The sequence below is a fragment of the Streptomyces sp. NPDC090127 genome (genome assembly GCF_044746945.1).
Classification (GTDB): domain Bacteria; phylum Actinomycetota; class Actinomycetes; order Streptomycetales; family Streptomycetaceae; genus Streptomyces.
Window position 1 is genome coordinate 264,955 of sequence record NZ_JBIVDE010000002.1, and the last position, 14,987, is coordinate 279,941.

Annotated in this window: 10 protein-coding genes; 5 read left to right on the forward strand and 5 right to left on the reverse strand. The window is 70.6% G+C overall.

All coding sequences use genetic code 11. The features are described 5' to 3' along the window. The first annotated feature begins 25 nt into the window (after positions 1-25). Both ACIPPS_RS06935 and ACIPPS_RS06940 read left to right on the forward strand, forming a co-directional pair. On the forward strand, positions 26-1,066 hold the full coding sequence (locus ACIPPS_RS06935; protein ID WP_401427805.1) for a LacI family DNA-binding transcriptional regulator: 1,041 nt from the start codon (positions 26-28) through the stop codon (positions 1,064-1,066). Positions 1,067-1,356: 290 nt separating this feature from the next. After that, a complete protein-coding gene (locus ACIPPS_RS06940) occupies positions 1,357-2,751 on the forward strand; it encodes an AbfB domain-containing protein (protein ID WP_401427807.1) in 1,395 nt (464 codons plus the stop codon). A gap of 143 nt (positions 2,752-2,894) precedes the next feature. Here ACIPPS_RS06940 and araD read toward each other — a convergent pair whose 3' ends face one another. The 3 genes from araD to araB all read right to left on the reverse strand — a co-directional run bounded on the left by araD (position 2,895) and on the right by araB (position 6,944). Beyond that, a complete protein-coding gene (gene araD / locus ACIPPS_RS06945) occupies positions 2,895-3,608 on the reverse strand; it encodes an L-ribulose-5-phosphate 4-epimerase AraD (protein WP_401427809.1) in 714 nt (237 codons plus the stop codon). A gap of 32 nt (positions 3,609-3,640) precedes the next feature. Continuing rightward, entirely contained in the window at positions 3,641-5,146 is a 1,506-nt protein-coding gene (araA, locus tag ACIPPS_RS06950) for an L-arabinose isomerase (protein ID WP_401427812.1), read from the reverse strand. Between the two features lie 91 nt (positions 5,147-5,237). Then, the gene (gene araB / locus ACIPPS_RS06955; protein WP_401427814.1) at positions 5,238-6,944 is read right to left on the reverse strand and encodes a ribulokinase; all 1,707 of its coding nucleotides are present in this window, start codon (positions 6,942-6,944) and stop codon (positions 5,238-5,240) included. A 776-nt stretch (positions 6,945-7,720) separates the two neighbouring features. On the opposite strand from araB, the gene chvE reads away from it, so the two are divergent. From chvE to mmsB, 3 genes are read left to right on the forward strand one after another with little or no spacing between them, the layout of a single operon-like run. Continuing rightward, positions 7,721-8,830, forward strand: a complete 1,110-nt coding sequence (chvE, locus tag ACIPPS_RS06960) for a multiple monosaccharide ABC transporter substrate-binding protein (RefSeq protein ID WP_401427816.1) — start codon at positions 7,721-7,723, stop codon at positions 8,828-8,830. Beyond that, positions 8,827-10,458, forward strand: coding sequence for a multiple monosaccharide ABC transporter ATP-binding protein (gene mmsA, locus ACIPPS_RS06965; protein ID WP_401427818.1), 1,632 nt, complete (start codon positions 8,827-8,829; stop codon positions 10,456-10,458). Before chvE ends, mmsA begins: the two co-directional genes overlap by 4 nt. Next, positions 10,455-11,696, forward strand: a complete 1,242-nt coding sequence (mmsB, locus tag ACIPPS_RS06970) for a multiple monosaccharide ABC transporter permease (protein ID WP_401427820.1) — start codon at positions 10,455-10,457, stop codon at positions 11,694-11,696. Before mmsA ends, mmsB begins: the two co-directional genes overlap by 4 nt. A 111-nt stretch (positions 11,697-11,807) precedes the next feature. On the opposite strand, the gene ACIPPS_RS06975 is transcribed toward mmsB, so the two are convergent. Beyond that, positions 11,808-13,550, reverse strand: coding sequence for a methyltransferase (locus tag ACIPPS_RS06975; RefSeq protein WP_401429500.1), 1,743 nt, complete (start codon positions 13,548-13,550; stop codon positions 11,808-11,810). A gap of 227 nt (positions 13,551-13,777) precedes the next feature. Beyond that, positions 13,778-14,986, reverse strand: a complete 1,209-nt coding sequence (locus ACIPPS_RS06980; RefSeq protein ID WP_401427822.1) for a 4-hydroxybenzoate 3-monooxygenase — start codon at positions 14,984-14,986, stop codon at positions 13,778-13,780. Position 14,987: the final 1 nt, after the last annotated feature.

Genomic DNA, 14,987 nt, shown 5'->3' on the forward strand with positions numbered 1-14,987 from the left:
CGGGGCGGTCACTGTTCAGGAGGAGATGGGCGTGGAGGACACCACGGTTGCGAGCGCGGTGGTGCGAGAGCCTGCGATGACCGACGTCGCCAGGCTTGCCGGTGTGTCCCATCAGACGGTGTCCCGTGTGCTCAACAGCCACCCCAACGTACGGGAGCAGACCCGGCTGAGGGTGCTGGCGGCGGTCAAGGAGCTGGGCTACCGGCCCAACCGCGCGGCTCGCGCCCTGGTGACCGGGCGCTCGCAGCTGATCGGCGTCATCGCGCAGAACTCCACGCTGTACGGTCCGTCCTCGCTTCTGGCCGCGTTCGAGATCGCCGCCGCCCTCCAGGGGTTCGCGGTCAGCGTGCACCGGGTGCACGAGCTGGGACGGTCCTCGATCACCGCCGCTGTCGAGCGGCACCGCGACGAGCGCGTCGCCGGGATCGTCGCCATCGCGCCCACGGCCTCGGCGAACGAGGCGCTGGCCGGGGTGCCCGCCGAGGTCCCCCTGGTGACCGTCGACGGTGATCCCGAGGGCGGCGCGCCGATGGTGGCCGTCGACCAGGAGGAGGGCGCGTACCAGGCGACCCGGCACCTGTTGGAGGCGGGCCACGAGACGGTGTGGCACATCTCCGGCCCGCCGGACTGGTTCGACGCCGCGGGTCGTATCCGCGGCTGGCGCAGAGCGCTGCAGGAGGCCGGCGCGGAGATCCCACCGATCAGTACGGGCGACTGGTCCGCGGCCTCCGGATACCGCGCCGGTCAGATGCTGGCGCGCATGCCCGAGGTCACCGCGGTGTTCGCGGCCAACGACCACCAGGCCCTCGGCACCCTTCGGGCCATGACCGAGAGGGGCCGGTCCGTTCCGGAGGAGGTCAGCATCGTCGGGTTCGACGACGTGCCCGAGGCTCCCTACTACTCCCCTCCGCTGACCACCGTGCGCCAGGACTTCGGTGCGGTGGCCACCGCGACGCTCCAGTTGCTGTTCCGCCTCATGAACGAGGGCGAGACCGGCGGCTCCCAGCCCGTCATCCAGCCCGAACTCGTCCTGCGGGAGAGCGTGCGGGCACCCCGGCGCGACTGACCCTGCAGGGGCGGCGGGCGGATGACCCGTGCCGAAGTATTGATGTGAGCGCACACAACACTCCATACTGACGGGGCTCCGGGACCGGTGGCGCACTCGCGCCCAGCGGCGGTCGAAGACGCCGTCGCCTCTCTCACATTGCCCTTTTCCGCCGCGCAGCAGAGAAACCTCGCTCACCGAAGCCGACCCGTCTCGGGCACGACCGTCACCTCGAAGCAGTCTTGTTATCGCTAACAAGCGGGGGCGGGAAACACGCTGGAGCAGCGCACCTGCACACAGACAGGAACGTCATGGTGACACGATGGATCAGAAGGTCCGCCCTGCTCGCCGCCCTGGTGGCGATCGTCGTGGGGACGGCCACGCCCACCCAGCGGGCCGAGGCGGCAGAAGCCGATGCCGCCTACGCGATGGGGTACTTCAAGGAGTCGATCAGCGGGGCAGGCAACGTCAACGCCCTGCACCTGGCCGTGAGCGACGACGGACGGGAGTGGACGCCCCTGAACGACAACAACGCCGTCCTGACACCCACGGCCGGTACGAAAGGCATCCGGGATCCGTTCCTGTACCGGCTCCGTGACGGCGGCTGGGTCGTGCTGGCGACCGACATCCCCGTCGGGGGCAGCTTCACGAAGCCGAACCAGTACATCCACGTCTGGACCTCCCCGGACCTCGTGACCTGGTCGCAGGACCGGCTCCTGAAGGTCAACGGCACCAACAAGAGTTCGTACAGCTGGGCGCCGGCGCTGCACTGGGATGCCGTGCGCGCGGCGTACGGCATCACGTTCAGCACCGTCCCGCCCGGCTTCTCGCACTCGGTGATCGCCGTCTCGTACACGACCGACTTCGTCGGCGCCACGGATCCCGCGATCTTCCACGACACGGGCTCGGGCATCATCGACTCCCATGTGGTCACGGGAAGCGACGGGGCGAACTACCTGTACTACAAGGACAACGCGTCGGGCCGACTGACCGGGGCCCGTTCGGCTTCGGTGGAGCCCGGCAGCTTCGTCACGTACACCGACGGCGTCGCCGAGAACCCGTGCACCGAGGCGCCGACGCTGGTGAAGTCGCTGACGTCCTCGACCTGGATGCTGTGGGGTGACACCTTCTGCCCCAACGCGAGGTTCGACCTGTGGCAGGGCGACCTGCTGTCCGGCCGGTGGAGCAAGGTCGGCCGGCAGGCGTACACCGCGCCGCTCAACGCGAAGCACAACACCGTCCATCCGATCACCGCGGCGGACCGCGAACGGCTGGTCGCGCGGTACGGCACCACGAGCTGGAACCTTCTGAAGTCCTTCAACTTTCCCGGTCACCATGTGCGGCACGCCCACTTCGAGGGCCGGATCGGTGAGCTGCCCTTCGACCCGTATCAGGACGCCCAGTGGCGGCTGCGGACCGGTCTGGCGGGCGGCGGCACCGTCTCCTTCGAATCCGTGAACTACCCGGGGCACTACCTTCGGCAGCAGGGCTACACGGTCAGGTTGGTCCGCGACGACGGGACGTCGGACTTCGCGGCGGACGCCTCGTTCCGGCGTGTGGCCGGCCTCGCCGACGCGACCTGGTCGTCGTTCCGGTCGGTGCGGTATCCGACGCGCTATCTGCGCCACTCGTCCTTCTCGCTGCGCATCGACGAGGTCACGACCGCGACGGAGCGCGGCGACGCCACGTTCGACGTCGTTCGGTGAGGTGACCCCGTCTGCCGGGCCCGGAGCGGGGTGCCGGGCCCGGAGTGGGATGCCGGGCCCGGGAGCACGGTGGCCGGCGCTCGTTCGCCACCGCCGGTCGCCCTCCGGGCCACCCGCACGGGCGGGTGGCCGCGCCGGTGCGGTCAGGCGGCTCCTGGATTGCCGTAGTACGCGTCCGGGCCGTGCTTGCGGGTGAAGTGACGGTCCAGCAGGTGCCGCGGGGGTTCGACCGGGCCCAGGGCGATGGTGTGGAGCGCCATCTCGGCCACCGCCTCGCAGATGATCGCGTGTTCCAGGGACGTGGTGGCGTCGACCCCCCAGGTGAAGGGGCCGTGGTGGGCGACCAGGGCGCCGGGGACCTCGCTCGCCCGGGTGTCGTCACCGCCCAGGAGGTCCACGATGACCTGGCCGGTGTTGTACTCGTAGTCCGTGGCGCACTGCTGCGGGGTGAGGGCCTCGGTGACGGGGACGGGCCCGTTGAAGGTGTCGGCGTGGGTCGTCCCGAGCACGGGTATCGGACGCCGTGCCTGGGCGAAGGCGACGGCGTGGGTGGAGTGCGTGTGGGTCACCCCGCCGATGGAGGGAAAGGCGAGGTAGAGGCTGCGGTGCGTCTCGGTGTCGGTGGACGGGCGCAGACGGCCGCCCACGACCTTCCCGTCGGACAGGGAGACGACGACGAGGTCCTCCTCGCGCAGCGCGTCGTAGGACACTCCCGAGGGCTTGATGACGAACACGCCGGCCTGGCGGTCCACGCCGCTCACGTTCCCCCAGGTCAAGGTGGCGAGCCCGGCCCGGGGGATACGGAGGTTGGCCGCCAGCACCTCTCGGCGCAGCTCCTTGGAAACGGTCGTGCTCACGGAGGGCTCCGTCCTGATGGGGGTGGGCACGGTCACAGGCTCTGGGCGAGGCGGTGGTAGGCCTGGTTCCAGCGCAGCTCCCGGGTGAAGCGGCAGATCGTGGTGTCCTGGTCGATGACGGCGAGTTCGGTCCGCAGCATCTCGGCGAGGTCGTCGAGCTCTTCGCCGCCGAGGGCGGTGGTCAGGACGGTGTGGTGCGGGGCCCCGGCCGTGAGCCATGCCTCGGTGGAGGTACGCAGGTCGGGGCGGGGACGCCAGACGGCCCGGGCGACGGGCAGCCGGGGCAGCGGCTCGGGTGGGGCGACGACGTCGATGTGGTTGGCGACGAGACGGAACCGGTCACCCATGTCGGCGAGGCCGACGACGACCGCCGGGCCGGGGTCCGCGTCGAAGACGAGGCGGACCGGGTCCTCGCGCCCGCCGATGCCGAGCGGGTGGATCTCGCAGGCGGGGGACGCCGTCGTGAGGGAGGGACAGACCTCCAGCATGTGGGCGCCGAGGATGAGCTCCTGGCCGGGCGTCAGGTCGTAGGTGTAGTCCTCCATGAAGGAGGTGCCGCCGGGCAGGCCGTGGGCCATCGCCTTGAGAGTGCGCAGCAGGACGGAGGTCTTCCAGTCCCCTTCGCCGCCGAAGCCGTAGCCGTCGGCCATCAGGCGCTGTACGGCGAGACCGGGCAGCTGGCGCAGGCCGCCGAGGTCCTCGAAGTTGGTGGTGAAGGCGCGGAAGCCCCCTTCGGTGAGGAAGGCCCGCAGGCCGGCCTCGATACGGGCGGCGTAGCGCAGGGAGTCGTGGCGCTCGCCTCCGGGCCGCAGCTCGGGCGCGAGGGCGTAGAGCTCCTGGTACTCCTTGACGAGTGCCGTGACGGTGTCCTCGTCGGCGGCGTCGACGACGTCGACGAGGTCGTTGACGCCGTAGGTGTTGACCGACACTCCGAACCGCAGCTGGGCCTCGACCTTGTCGCCTTCGGTGACGGCGACATCGCGCATGTTGTCGCCGAAGCGCGCGAGCTTGAGGGTGGTCAGCTCGGAGCGGCCCACGGCGGCGCGGGCCCATCCGGCGATGCGGTCGACGACCTCGGGGGTGGTGACGTGGCCGGCCACCGTCTTGCGGGGGACGCCGAGGCGGGTCTGGATGAAGCCGAACTCGCGGTCGCCGTGGGCGGCCTGGTTCAGGTTCATGAAGTCCATGTCGATGGTGGACCAGGGAAGCCGGCGGTTGGCCTGGGTGTGCAGGTGCAGCAGGGGCTTGCTCAAGGCGTCGAGGCCGGCGATCCACATCTTCGCCGGGGAGAAGGTGTGCATCCACGCGATCAGGCCGATGCAGCGGTCGTCGGCGTTGGCCTCCAGACACACCCTGCGGATGGCGGCCGCGTCGGTGAGCACCGGCTTCCAGACGAGACGGACGGTCATCTGCGGCTGGTCGGCCAGGGTCTGGTGGATGGTTCGCGACTGTTCGGCGACCTGGGCCAGGGTCTCTTCACCGTAGAGGCCCTGGCTGCCGGTGAGAAACCAGATCTCGCGGTCGGGGACGGAGGTCATGTCGGTGTGCTCCTCGGAGATGCCGGAACGGGAGAGGTCGGGCCCGATGGGCCCGGTGAAGACCGGAGGCCGGGGTGGTGAGCCGGGCCGGTCAGTCGGTGGCCGCGGTGCGGGCGGCGTTGCGGATCCGCCGCAGGCGGTGCAGGAGAAGGTCGGTGCCGGTGCCGAAGTGGTCGTGCAGGGCGCGGTACTCCTCGAACAGCGCGTCGTAGGCGTCCGCGCGCGCGGGGTCGGGGAGGTAGGCCTCCCGCTGGACGCTGCCCATGGCGGAGGCCGCCGAGCGGACATCGGGGTAGGCGCCCGCGGCGACGGCGGCGTGGATCGCCGAGCCGAGTGCCGGCCCCTGCTCGGAGGTGCCGAGGGAGACGGGGCGGCGGAGCACGTCGGCGTAGATCTGCATGAGCAGGACGTTCTTCTTCAGGCCCCCGGTCACGATGAACTCCTCGACGGGGACCCCGCCGTCCTCGAAGGCCTCGACGATCACCCGGGTGCCGTAGGCGGTGGATTCGAGCAGGGCCCGGTAGATGTCTTCGGGCCGGGTGTCCAGGGTGAGTCCCGCGACGACTCCGGAGAGGTGGTGGTCGACCAGGGTGGAACGGTTGCCGTTCATCCAGTCCAGGGCGACCAGACCGTGCGCGCCGACGGGCTGATCGGTGGCCTTGCGGGTGAGGAGCTGGTGCAGGTCCTCACCCGCTTCCGCGGCCTCGGTGCGGTAGTGGTCCGGGACGCCCTGGCGGAGCCACCAGGCGAAGATGTCGCCGACCGCGCTCTGGCCGGCCTCGTAGCCGTAGGCGCCTTCGACGATGCCGCCGTCGACGACTCCGCAGATGCCGGGGACATCGGCGAGGGTGGCGCCGTTGAGGACGTGGCAGGTGGAGGTGCCCATGATGGCGAGCATCCGGCCGTTCTCCACCGCGCCCGCGGCGGGCGCGGCCACGTGGGCGTCGACGTTGCCGGCGGCGACGGCGATGCCCTCGGGCAGGCCCGTCCAGTGCGCGGCCCGGCCGCTCAGGGTGCCGACGCGGGAGCCCAGGGGCGACAGCGGGTGTTCCAGGCGCGTGGCCGGGAAGTCGGCGAAGTCCGGATGGAGTTGGGCGAGGAAGTCCTGCGCGGGGTAGGCGCCGTCCTGGTGGATCCCCTTGTAGCCGGCGGTGCAGGTGTTACGCGACTCGGTGCCGGTCAGCTGCCAGACGATCCAGTCGGCCGCCTCGATCCAGCGGGCGCAGGCGGCGTAGACGGCAGGATCCTCCTCCAGGACCTGCAGGGCCTTGGCGTACTGCCATTCGGCGGAGATCTTGCCGCCGTACCGCGCGATCCACTTCTCGCCCCGGGCGTGTGCGAGGACGTTGATGCGGTCGGCCTGGTCCTGCGCGGCGTGGTGCTTCCAGAGCTTGGGCCAGGCGTGCGGACGGTCGGCCCACTCGGGTGTCAGGGCGAGCGGGACACCGTCCGGGGTGGTCGGCAGGACCGTACAGGCGGTGAAGTCGGTGGCGATGCCGATGACGCGGGAAGGGTGGACACCGGCGTCGGCGAGGGCTGCCGGGACGGCGGTGCGCAGCACGGCGCGCCAGTCCTCGGGGTGCTGCAGGGCCCAGTCGGGGCGCAGGGGGGCGCCGGTGGAGGGAAGGCGGTCCTCGATGACGGCGTGGCGGTAGTCGTGGACCGCCGAACCGAGTTCGGCGCCGTCCCGGACCCTGACCACGACGGCACGACCGGACAGGGTGCCGAAGTCCACACCGACCGTGCAGGCATCGGGATGGTGACGGTCGGCGGGGCCGGACAGGGCGTGTGAGGTCACGATGGGTCTCTCTCGTCATGGGAAGGGGCTGCGGTACGCCCTCGCTGATTGTTAGCGCTCACAATCGATTCGGCAAGGGCCGTGGACACTTTTGTCGCTCCCCCGAGGCCCTCGACGGGCGCTTGCGAGCGGACGGCGCCGCGCTCTACAACGCGCTGTCCGCTCGCACGAAAGGCCGGCAGCTCGCCTGGGAGTTGGGTCCGTGTCGCTCCGGCGAGTCGGGGCGCCGGTTCCGCCGGGGGCTCTCGCGGTCAGCGAGGCAGCGACAGTCGACGCCGCCGTGCGACGCTTCACCGGGGCGTGCGGCTCCGCCTCGTGGTTCCGCCTCGTGGTTCCGTGGCCTGGTTCCGCCGCGTGGTTCCCCAGCGTGGCGAGCGTGCGCCCTGCGCGCGGGGCCGTCAGGTGGCTATCCGCCATCCGCCATTGGCTGCGACCGCGACCGCGTCTGCGTCTGCGTCTGCGTCTGCAACTGCCGCTGCGGCTGCGGCTGCGGCTGCGGCTGCGGCTGGACCTACCGAAGGGCATCGCACCCCTCGCGGATTGCGCCACGTTTGCCTCCCTTTTCTCCGCTTGCGCCGGTGCGCTGATCCGAGAAAAAGCCCGACGCCCCTTGTGCCACCCCGATGCGAGCGCTAACAATCTAGCTCGACCGAGGCTGCCGCACCCCGGCCACCCCAGACCGGAACGGCGCCTTCCGGCGGTGCGAGGACCCGTGTCGCCCCCGGCCCCGTTGCGGACAGAGCCGCCATCGACAACGGGATTGCCAGGTAACGCCCATGAAGAACTTCCGAGCCGCGTCCGCCCTCCTGGCCGTGACCACCGGCTGCGCCCTGCTCCTGACCGCCTGCGGGCAGAACAGCGAGGGAGGGAGCCGTGAGGAGAAGGACAAGAAGGACCTGACCATCGGCATCGCCATGCCCACCAAGTCCTCCGAGAGGTGGATCGCCGACGGTCAGAACATGACCGCGAGCCTGAAGAAGGCCGGTTTCTCCACGACTCTGCAGTACGGGGAGGACGACCCGGACCAGCAGGTCGCCCAGATCGAGAACATGATCACTCAGGGCGTCGACGCCCTGGTCGTGGCCGCCATCAACGGCGAAGCCCTCTCCAACGTCCTGCAGCAGGCGGCGGACGCCCACATCCCGGTGATCTCCTACGACCGGCTCATCCTGGGCTCTCCGCACGTCGACTACTACGCCTCCTTCGACAACGAGAAGGTCGGCGAGCTCCAGGCCACGTACATCGTCGAGAAACTGGGTCTGAGGAGCGGCTCGAAGAAGGGCCCCTTCAGCATCGAGCTGTTCGCCGGATCCAACGACGACAACAACACCAAGTACTTCTTCGACGGCGCCATGAAGGTGCTGAAGCCCTACCTCGACAAGAAGCAACTGGTCGTGCGCTCCCGGCAGACCCAGCTCAACCAGGTCACCACACTGCGCTGGGACGGTGGGACGGCGCAGAAACGCATGGACGACCTGCTGACCTCGGCCTACTCCACCACCCGGGTCGACGCCGTGCTCTCCCCGTACGACGGCATCTCCATCGGGATCCTGTCCGCCCTGAAGTCCGACGACTACGGCAGCGCCGCCAAGCCGCTGCCGATCGTCACCGGCCAGGACGCCGAGGTCGCCTCCGTGAAGTCGATCATCGCGGGCCAGCAGACCCAGACCGTCTACAAGGACACCCGGGCGCTCGCCCAGGTCGCGGCGGACATGGTGCGTGCCGTCCTCGACGGCAAGAAGCCCGAGATCAACGACGACACCACCTACGACAACGGCAAGAAGGTGGTTCCGGCCTACCTGCTCGACCCGGTGAGCGTCGACAAGTCGAACTACCGGAAGGTCCTGGTCGACTCCGGCTACATCAACGCCGGGGAGCTGGGATGACCCCCGTCGCCCCACGCTCCCCCGGGGTCACCTCCCCGGCCGACCCCGTTCTCGAAATGCGGTCGATCGTCAAGACGTTCCCCGGAGTCAGGGCCCTGTCGGACGTGGCGCTGTCCGTGGAGCGCGGCGAGGTGCACGCCCTGTGCGGAGAGAACGGTGCCGGCAAGTCGACGCTCATGAAGGTCCTGTCCGGCGTCCACCCGCACGGGAGCTACGAGGGCGAGATCCTCTTCGACGGCGAGCCGTGCCGGTTCAAGGACATCAGGGCCAGTGAACAGCGTGGCATCGTCATCATCCACCAAGAGCTCGCGCTGGTGCCCTACCTGTCGATCACGGAGAACATCTTCCTCGGCAACGAGCCGTCCCGACGCGGGGTCATCGACTGGCGCGAAGCGCTGCGCCGCGCCGCCGAACTGCTCAAGCGGGTGGGGCTCGACGAACACCCCGAGACCCGCGTCGCCGACATCGGTGTCGGCAAGCAGCAGCTCGTGGAGATCGCGAAGGCCCTGGCGAAGAACGTCCGGCTGCTGATCCTGGACGAACCCACCGCCGCGCTCAACGACGAGGACAGCGCGAAGCTGTTGCGGCTGATGCGGGAGCTCAAGGGCCAGGGCATCACCTCGATCATCATCTCGCACAAGTTGAACGAGATCGCCCGGATCGCCGACTCCGTCACGATCCTGCGCGACGGGCGCTGTATCGAGACCCTCGACGTCAAAGACCCGGCCACCACCGAGGAGCGCATCATCCGCGGCATGGTGGGACGGGACCTCGACAGCCGTTTCCCGGACCGCACGCCCTACACGGGCGAGGCCGACACCGAGTCCGCCCTGGAGATCCGGGACTGGACCGTACGCCACCCCCTCGACCGCGACCGCAAGGTCGTCGACGGGGTCTCGCTCCAGGTCCGCCGCGGGGAGATCGTCGGCGTCGCCGGCCTCATGGGCGCCGGCCGGACCGAGTTGGCGATGAGCGTCTTCGGGCGCTCCTACGGCCGCTACGAGCAGGGCTCGGTCCTCAGGGACGGCCGCGAGGTCCGTACCCGCACGGTTCCCGAGGCGGTCGCCCACGGCATCGCGTACGTCACCGAGGACCGCAAGCACTACGGTCTCGACCTCGGGGACTCGGTGAGCCGGAACATCTCGCTCGCCTCCCTCGGCTCCCTCGCCCGGCGCGGCATCGTCGACAGCCACGAGGAGCGCAAGGTGGCCGAACAGTACCGGCGCACCATGAACATCAAGGCGCCGAACGTCCTCGAACCGGTCGGCCGCCTCTCCGGGGGCAACCAGCAGAAGGTCGTCCTCAGCAAATGGATCCACGCGGGACCGGACGTCCTGATTCTCGACGAGCCCACGCGCGGGGTCGACGTCGGGGCCAAGTTCGAGATCTACACCGTGGTCGACCGGCTCGCCGCCGAGGGCAAGGCGATCCTGTTCATCTCCTCCGAGCTGCCCGAACTGCTCGGCATGTGCGACCGCATCTACACGATGGCCGCCGGGGGACTGACCGGCGAAGTCACCCGTGAGAACGCCACCCAGGAAGTTCTGATGCGGCACATGACCCGCGAGACCCCCGCACCACCGGCAGTCACCGCGGGTGCCACTCCCAGCGAAGGACACCAGGCATGAGCACCGACATCAGCATCGACACGAGCGCCCCGGCACCCCCGGGCGGCACCCCGACGAAGGGGACACCGGTGGGCCGGTTGCTGCTGGACGGCGTCCGGCGCAACATGCGCCAGTACGGGATGCTCTTCGCACTCGGCCTGATCGTGCTCCTGTTCCAGGTCTGGACGGGAGGCGACCTCCTGCTGCCGCGCAACGTCTCCAACCTGGTGCTGCAGAACAGCTACATCCTCATCCTGGCCATCGGCATGATGATCGTCATCATCTCCGGGCACATCGACCTGTCGGTGGGCTCGCTGATGGCCCTGGTGGGTGGCATCGGAGCGGTGCTCATGGTCGAGCACCAGGTCTCCTGGCCCGTCGCGGTGGTGCTCACCCTGCTGCTGGGAGCCGTCGCCGGCGCGCTGCAGGGCTTCTTCATCGCGTACGTCGGCATACCGTCGTTCATCGTGACCCTCGCCGGCATGCTGCTGTTCCGCGGGCTGACGGAGATCTTCCTCAAGGGGCAGACGCTCGGCCCGTTCCCGGACGGGCTGCAGAAGGTCGCGAACGGCTTCCTCCCGGAGGTGGGGCCGGAGACCAACTATCACAACATCACCCTGTTCCTGGGCCTGGGCCTGGCCGCCTACGTGGTGTTCCAGGAGGTACGGGACCGCCGCCGCCGTCGCGAGTTCTCCCTGGAGCCGGTCCCCACCGGCCTTTTCGCGCTGAAGGTGACGGCGCTGGTCGCCGCGGTCCTGGTCACGACCCTGCTGCTGGCCAGCTACAAGGGGGCGCCCGTGGTGCTCCTGATCCTGGCCGTGCTGCTGGTCGGCTTCGGCTACGTGATGCGCAACGCGGTGATCGGGCGTCATGTGTACGCGATCGGGGGGAACCTGCCCGCCGCGAAGCTGTCCGGGGTCAAGGACAGGAAGGTGACCTTCGCGGTCTTCCTCAACATGGGGATGCTCGCGGCGCTCGCCGGGCTCGTCTTCGCGGCCCGCTTCAACGCGGCCTCGCCGAAGGCGGGTGTGAACTTCGAGCTGGAGGCCATCGCCGCCGCGTTCATCGGCGGAGCGTCGATGAGCGGTGGCGTGGGCACCGTACTGGGCGCCATCATCGGCGGCCTGGTGCTCGGTGTGCTCAACAACGGCATGAACCTGGTCGGGGTGGGGACCGACTGGCAGCAGGTCATCAAGGGCCTCGTGCTGCTGGCGGCGGTCGGGTTCGACGTCTGGAACAAGCGCAGGGCGGGCGCCTGACCTCGCACGTTCCCGGGTGTCCTGATCCGCTCCTCCCCGCCGTGTGGAGGCGGGCGGCCTCGGGGGGCGCGGACGCCCCTTCCCGTTCGGGGAAGGGGCGTCCGCGTCGAGTCAGTCGCGGAGTCCGCGGGCGTGGAGGACGTGGGCGCCCAGGGCCAGCGGGGTCCGGCCGACGAGTTCGAGGCCGTGGGCTTCGAGCAGCCGGGCGTAGTGGTCGGCCGTACGCTCGCGGCCTCCGGTGTTGCACATCATGTGGAGGTCCCACGCGGTGGCGAGCGAGGGGGCCGCGTCGGCCGGCAGCAGGCGTTCGACGATGAGGAGGTCCGCGTGCCGGGGCATGGCCTCGGCACAGTGCCGCAGGATGGTCCGGCAGCGGTCGTCGTCCCAGTCGTGCAGGACGCGGGAGAGGATGTAGACGTCGCCGCCGGGGGGTACGTCCGCGAAGTCGCCCGCCCGGTAGTCGCACCGCCCGCCGACCCCGGTGTCGTCGAGGTACGTGCGCGCCGCCGCGAGGACCTGAGGGCGTTCGAGGAGGACGCCGCGCAGGGCGGGGTGGGCGGTCAGGATGCGGCCGAGGAGTTCGCCGGTGCCGCCCGCGATGTCGACCACGGTGCGCGGGCCACCGGGAGCGGTGGCGGCGGCGGTGAGGACCGGGTGCGTGGGGAGGGGATCGAACATGGCGGCGCTCGACGCCATGGACTGGTCGAACAGGGTGGCGAGTTCGGGGTCGCGGGCGAAGTGGTCGAAGTGGTTCTCGCCGTAGAGGTGCTCGAAGCCCGGCTCGCCGCTGCGTACGGTGTGGGTCAGGTGGCCGAAGGACTGGTAGAAGGGGCCGCCGTACATCAGCGCCAGGGGCCGCATCGAGCCGGGTGCCTCCGCGTCCAGGAGCGCGCCGACGTCGGTGAGGCGGAATCCGTCGGGGCCTTCGGAGACCACGCCCAGCATGGCGAGGTACCGCAGCAGGGTCGCCAGGCTCTGCGGGTCGGCGCCGACGGTCCGGGCCAGCTCCGCACTGTCGAGCCCGGTGTGCCGGTTCATGGCCTCCGGCAGCCTAAGCCGCGCGCACGCCGTCAGGGCCTGGGTGGTCCAGGCGCCGGTCAGCAGCCACAGGAGCGATTCCGCCGGCTGCGGTTCGCCCGGCCGCGGTCGGCAGGGCTGTCGCGCGTGCCCCGCGGGGATGTGGGACCGGCCCGTGTGTCCCCCGGGAGTGTGGGGCCCGCCGAGGTGCTCGGTCAGGACGTCATGGTGGTCGCCACTCGCGTACAGCTCGACGCGCCGGTACGGCGTCTTCGTGTCGGCCGGGGCGGTGAAGTAGAAGACCGTGCCGTCCTCGTGGGGGTTGTAGCCGCCTCCGTCGGCGGCCGCGCCGTGCCGGGCGAAGCTCGCCAACAGCCCGCGCAGGACGAGAGGGTCGGGCCGCGCGACGTCGAAGGCGAGGTGCGCCTCGTGGTCCAGGCGGCGTTCCTCGGCGGCGATCCCGGACGACCCGGACCCCGGTGGCAGGGTCAGCGCGAACACCTCGACGGCCCGGTGTTCGCCCGCGGGGCCGCGGACCACGGGACGGAGAATCCTTACGTCAAGATCGACGGGATCGCGGCCGTGGCGTGCGGCGAGGCGCTCGCGCACGACGACACTGGGTTGCGCCGACGCGTCTGCGGACAGCCCGCACGCCGCCAGGTCCCTCCGCAGCGTGTGCTCGTCGGGCGGGAACACGAGCACGGCGGCGTGCGCGAAGACACACCGGTCGGTCAGCGCCCGCAGTTCGGGACCGTCGAGGTGTGGCAGCACGCGTGAGAGCAGGACGGACGTGTCCTGCTCCCGGACGAATCCGGCGGTCGCGCCGAGCCGCTCCACGTCACTGTCGGCGGTCGCCGTCGCCGTCGTCGTGGTCGTGGTCGTGGTCGTGGTCGTGGGCAGGGTGAAGGCAGGTTCGGGAGGCAATTCGCTGTCCGTGGGTGAGGGAGGAAGCCCGGGCGCCGACCACCGGGGCGTGCCGTGCACGGGCACGGGCAGTCCAGGGCCTGGCCCGGAACGGGACGGGGAGAAGGCGGGAAAGGGGAAGTGAGGGAGTGAGGGGGTGGTCAGATGCCGACGTAGTTCTCGGCGAACCAGTCCTGTTGGGTGCGTGAGGTCCGCAGCGAGGCGATCCGGGAGTGGCGCAGGCGCTCCTGGAAGAGGGAGGAGCTCTCGGGGCCTGTGGGGTGCAGGAGCCGGATCATCCAGTGCGAGAACTCCTGGGCACGCCAGATGTGGGCCAGGCACCGCTCCGAGTAGGCCGCGAGGGGCTCGGGGTCGCCGTGCGCGAGAGCCTCGGTCAGGGCCTGGGCCAGGATCTCCGCCTCCAGCACCGCGAGGTTCGCGCCCTTCGCGGCGGAGGGGCTGATCAGGGCGGCGGCGTCGCCCACCAGGAACAGGGAGCCGTGGCGCAGCGGTTCGAGCACGTCGGACTCGAGGTCGACCACGGCGCGCTCGACGATCCGGCCTCGCACCAGCTGTCCGTACTCGGTCGCGCGCATGCGCAGGTCGAGTTCGTCCCAGACGCGGTCCTCGCTCCAGGAGCCCGCCTGGGTCCCTCGTGCGCACTGCAGGTAGTAGCGGGTGATCTCGGCGGAGCGGGCCATGTGCCCGGCGAATCCGCGCGGGTGGATCGCGTAGCCGACGGCGTCCAGGCTCGGCGGCGCCTCGGCGAGCAGGCCCAGCCAGGACACGCCGTGGTCGCGGTGGTGGCGGTGGACCACGCCGGGCGGAAGCGAGCGCCGCCCCGCGCCGTGGCGGCCGTCGCAGGCGGCGACGTACCGCGCCCGCCACCGTCCGGGTCGCCCGTCCTCGTCCCGTACGGTCACCGTGGGCGCGGGGCCGTCCGCGTCGGACACGGCGACCGCCTCGGTGCCGAAGCGGATCCGCCCCCCGCCGTCGATGAACTGCGCCAGCAGGTCGGCGACCAGCTCGTGCTGCGGATAGACGGTGTGCGGCTCACCCCGGCCGAGCCGTCGGTAGTCCAGGCGGAAGCGTCCGTCCTCGGCACGGAACTCGCAGACGCTGTGCTCCCGGCCGCGCCGGCGCAGCCCCCCGTCCAGTCCGTTGCGCTCCAGGATCCGCACGGTGTTCGCGGCGAGGAAGCCCGCCCGTGCGCGGTTCTGGACGCGGTCACGATCGGCTCGTTCCAGCACGACGCAGGCGATGCCCCCGCGCAGTAGGAGGTTGGCAAGGACCAGGCCTGCCGGGCCCGCCCCGATGACGACCACGTCGGCCGAGTCCGGGGCGACTCGGGCGTACTGACTCTCTGTCACA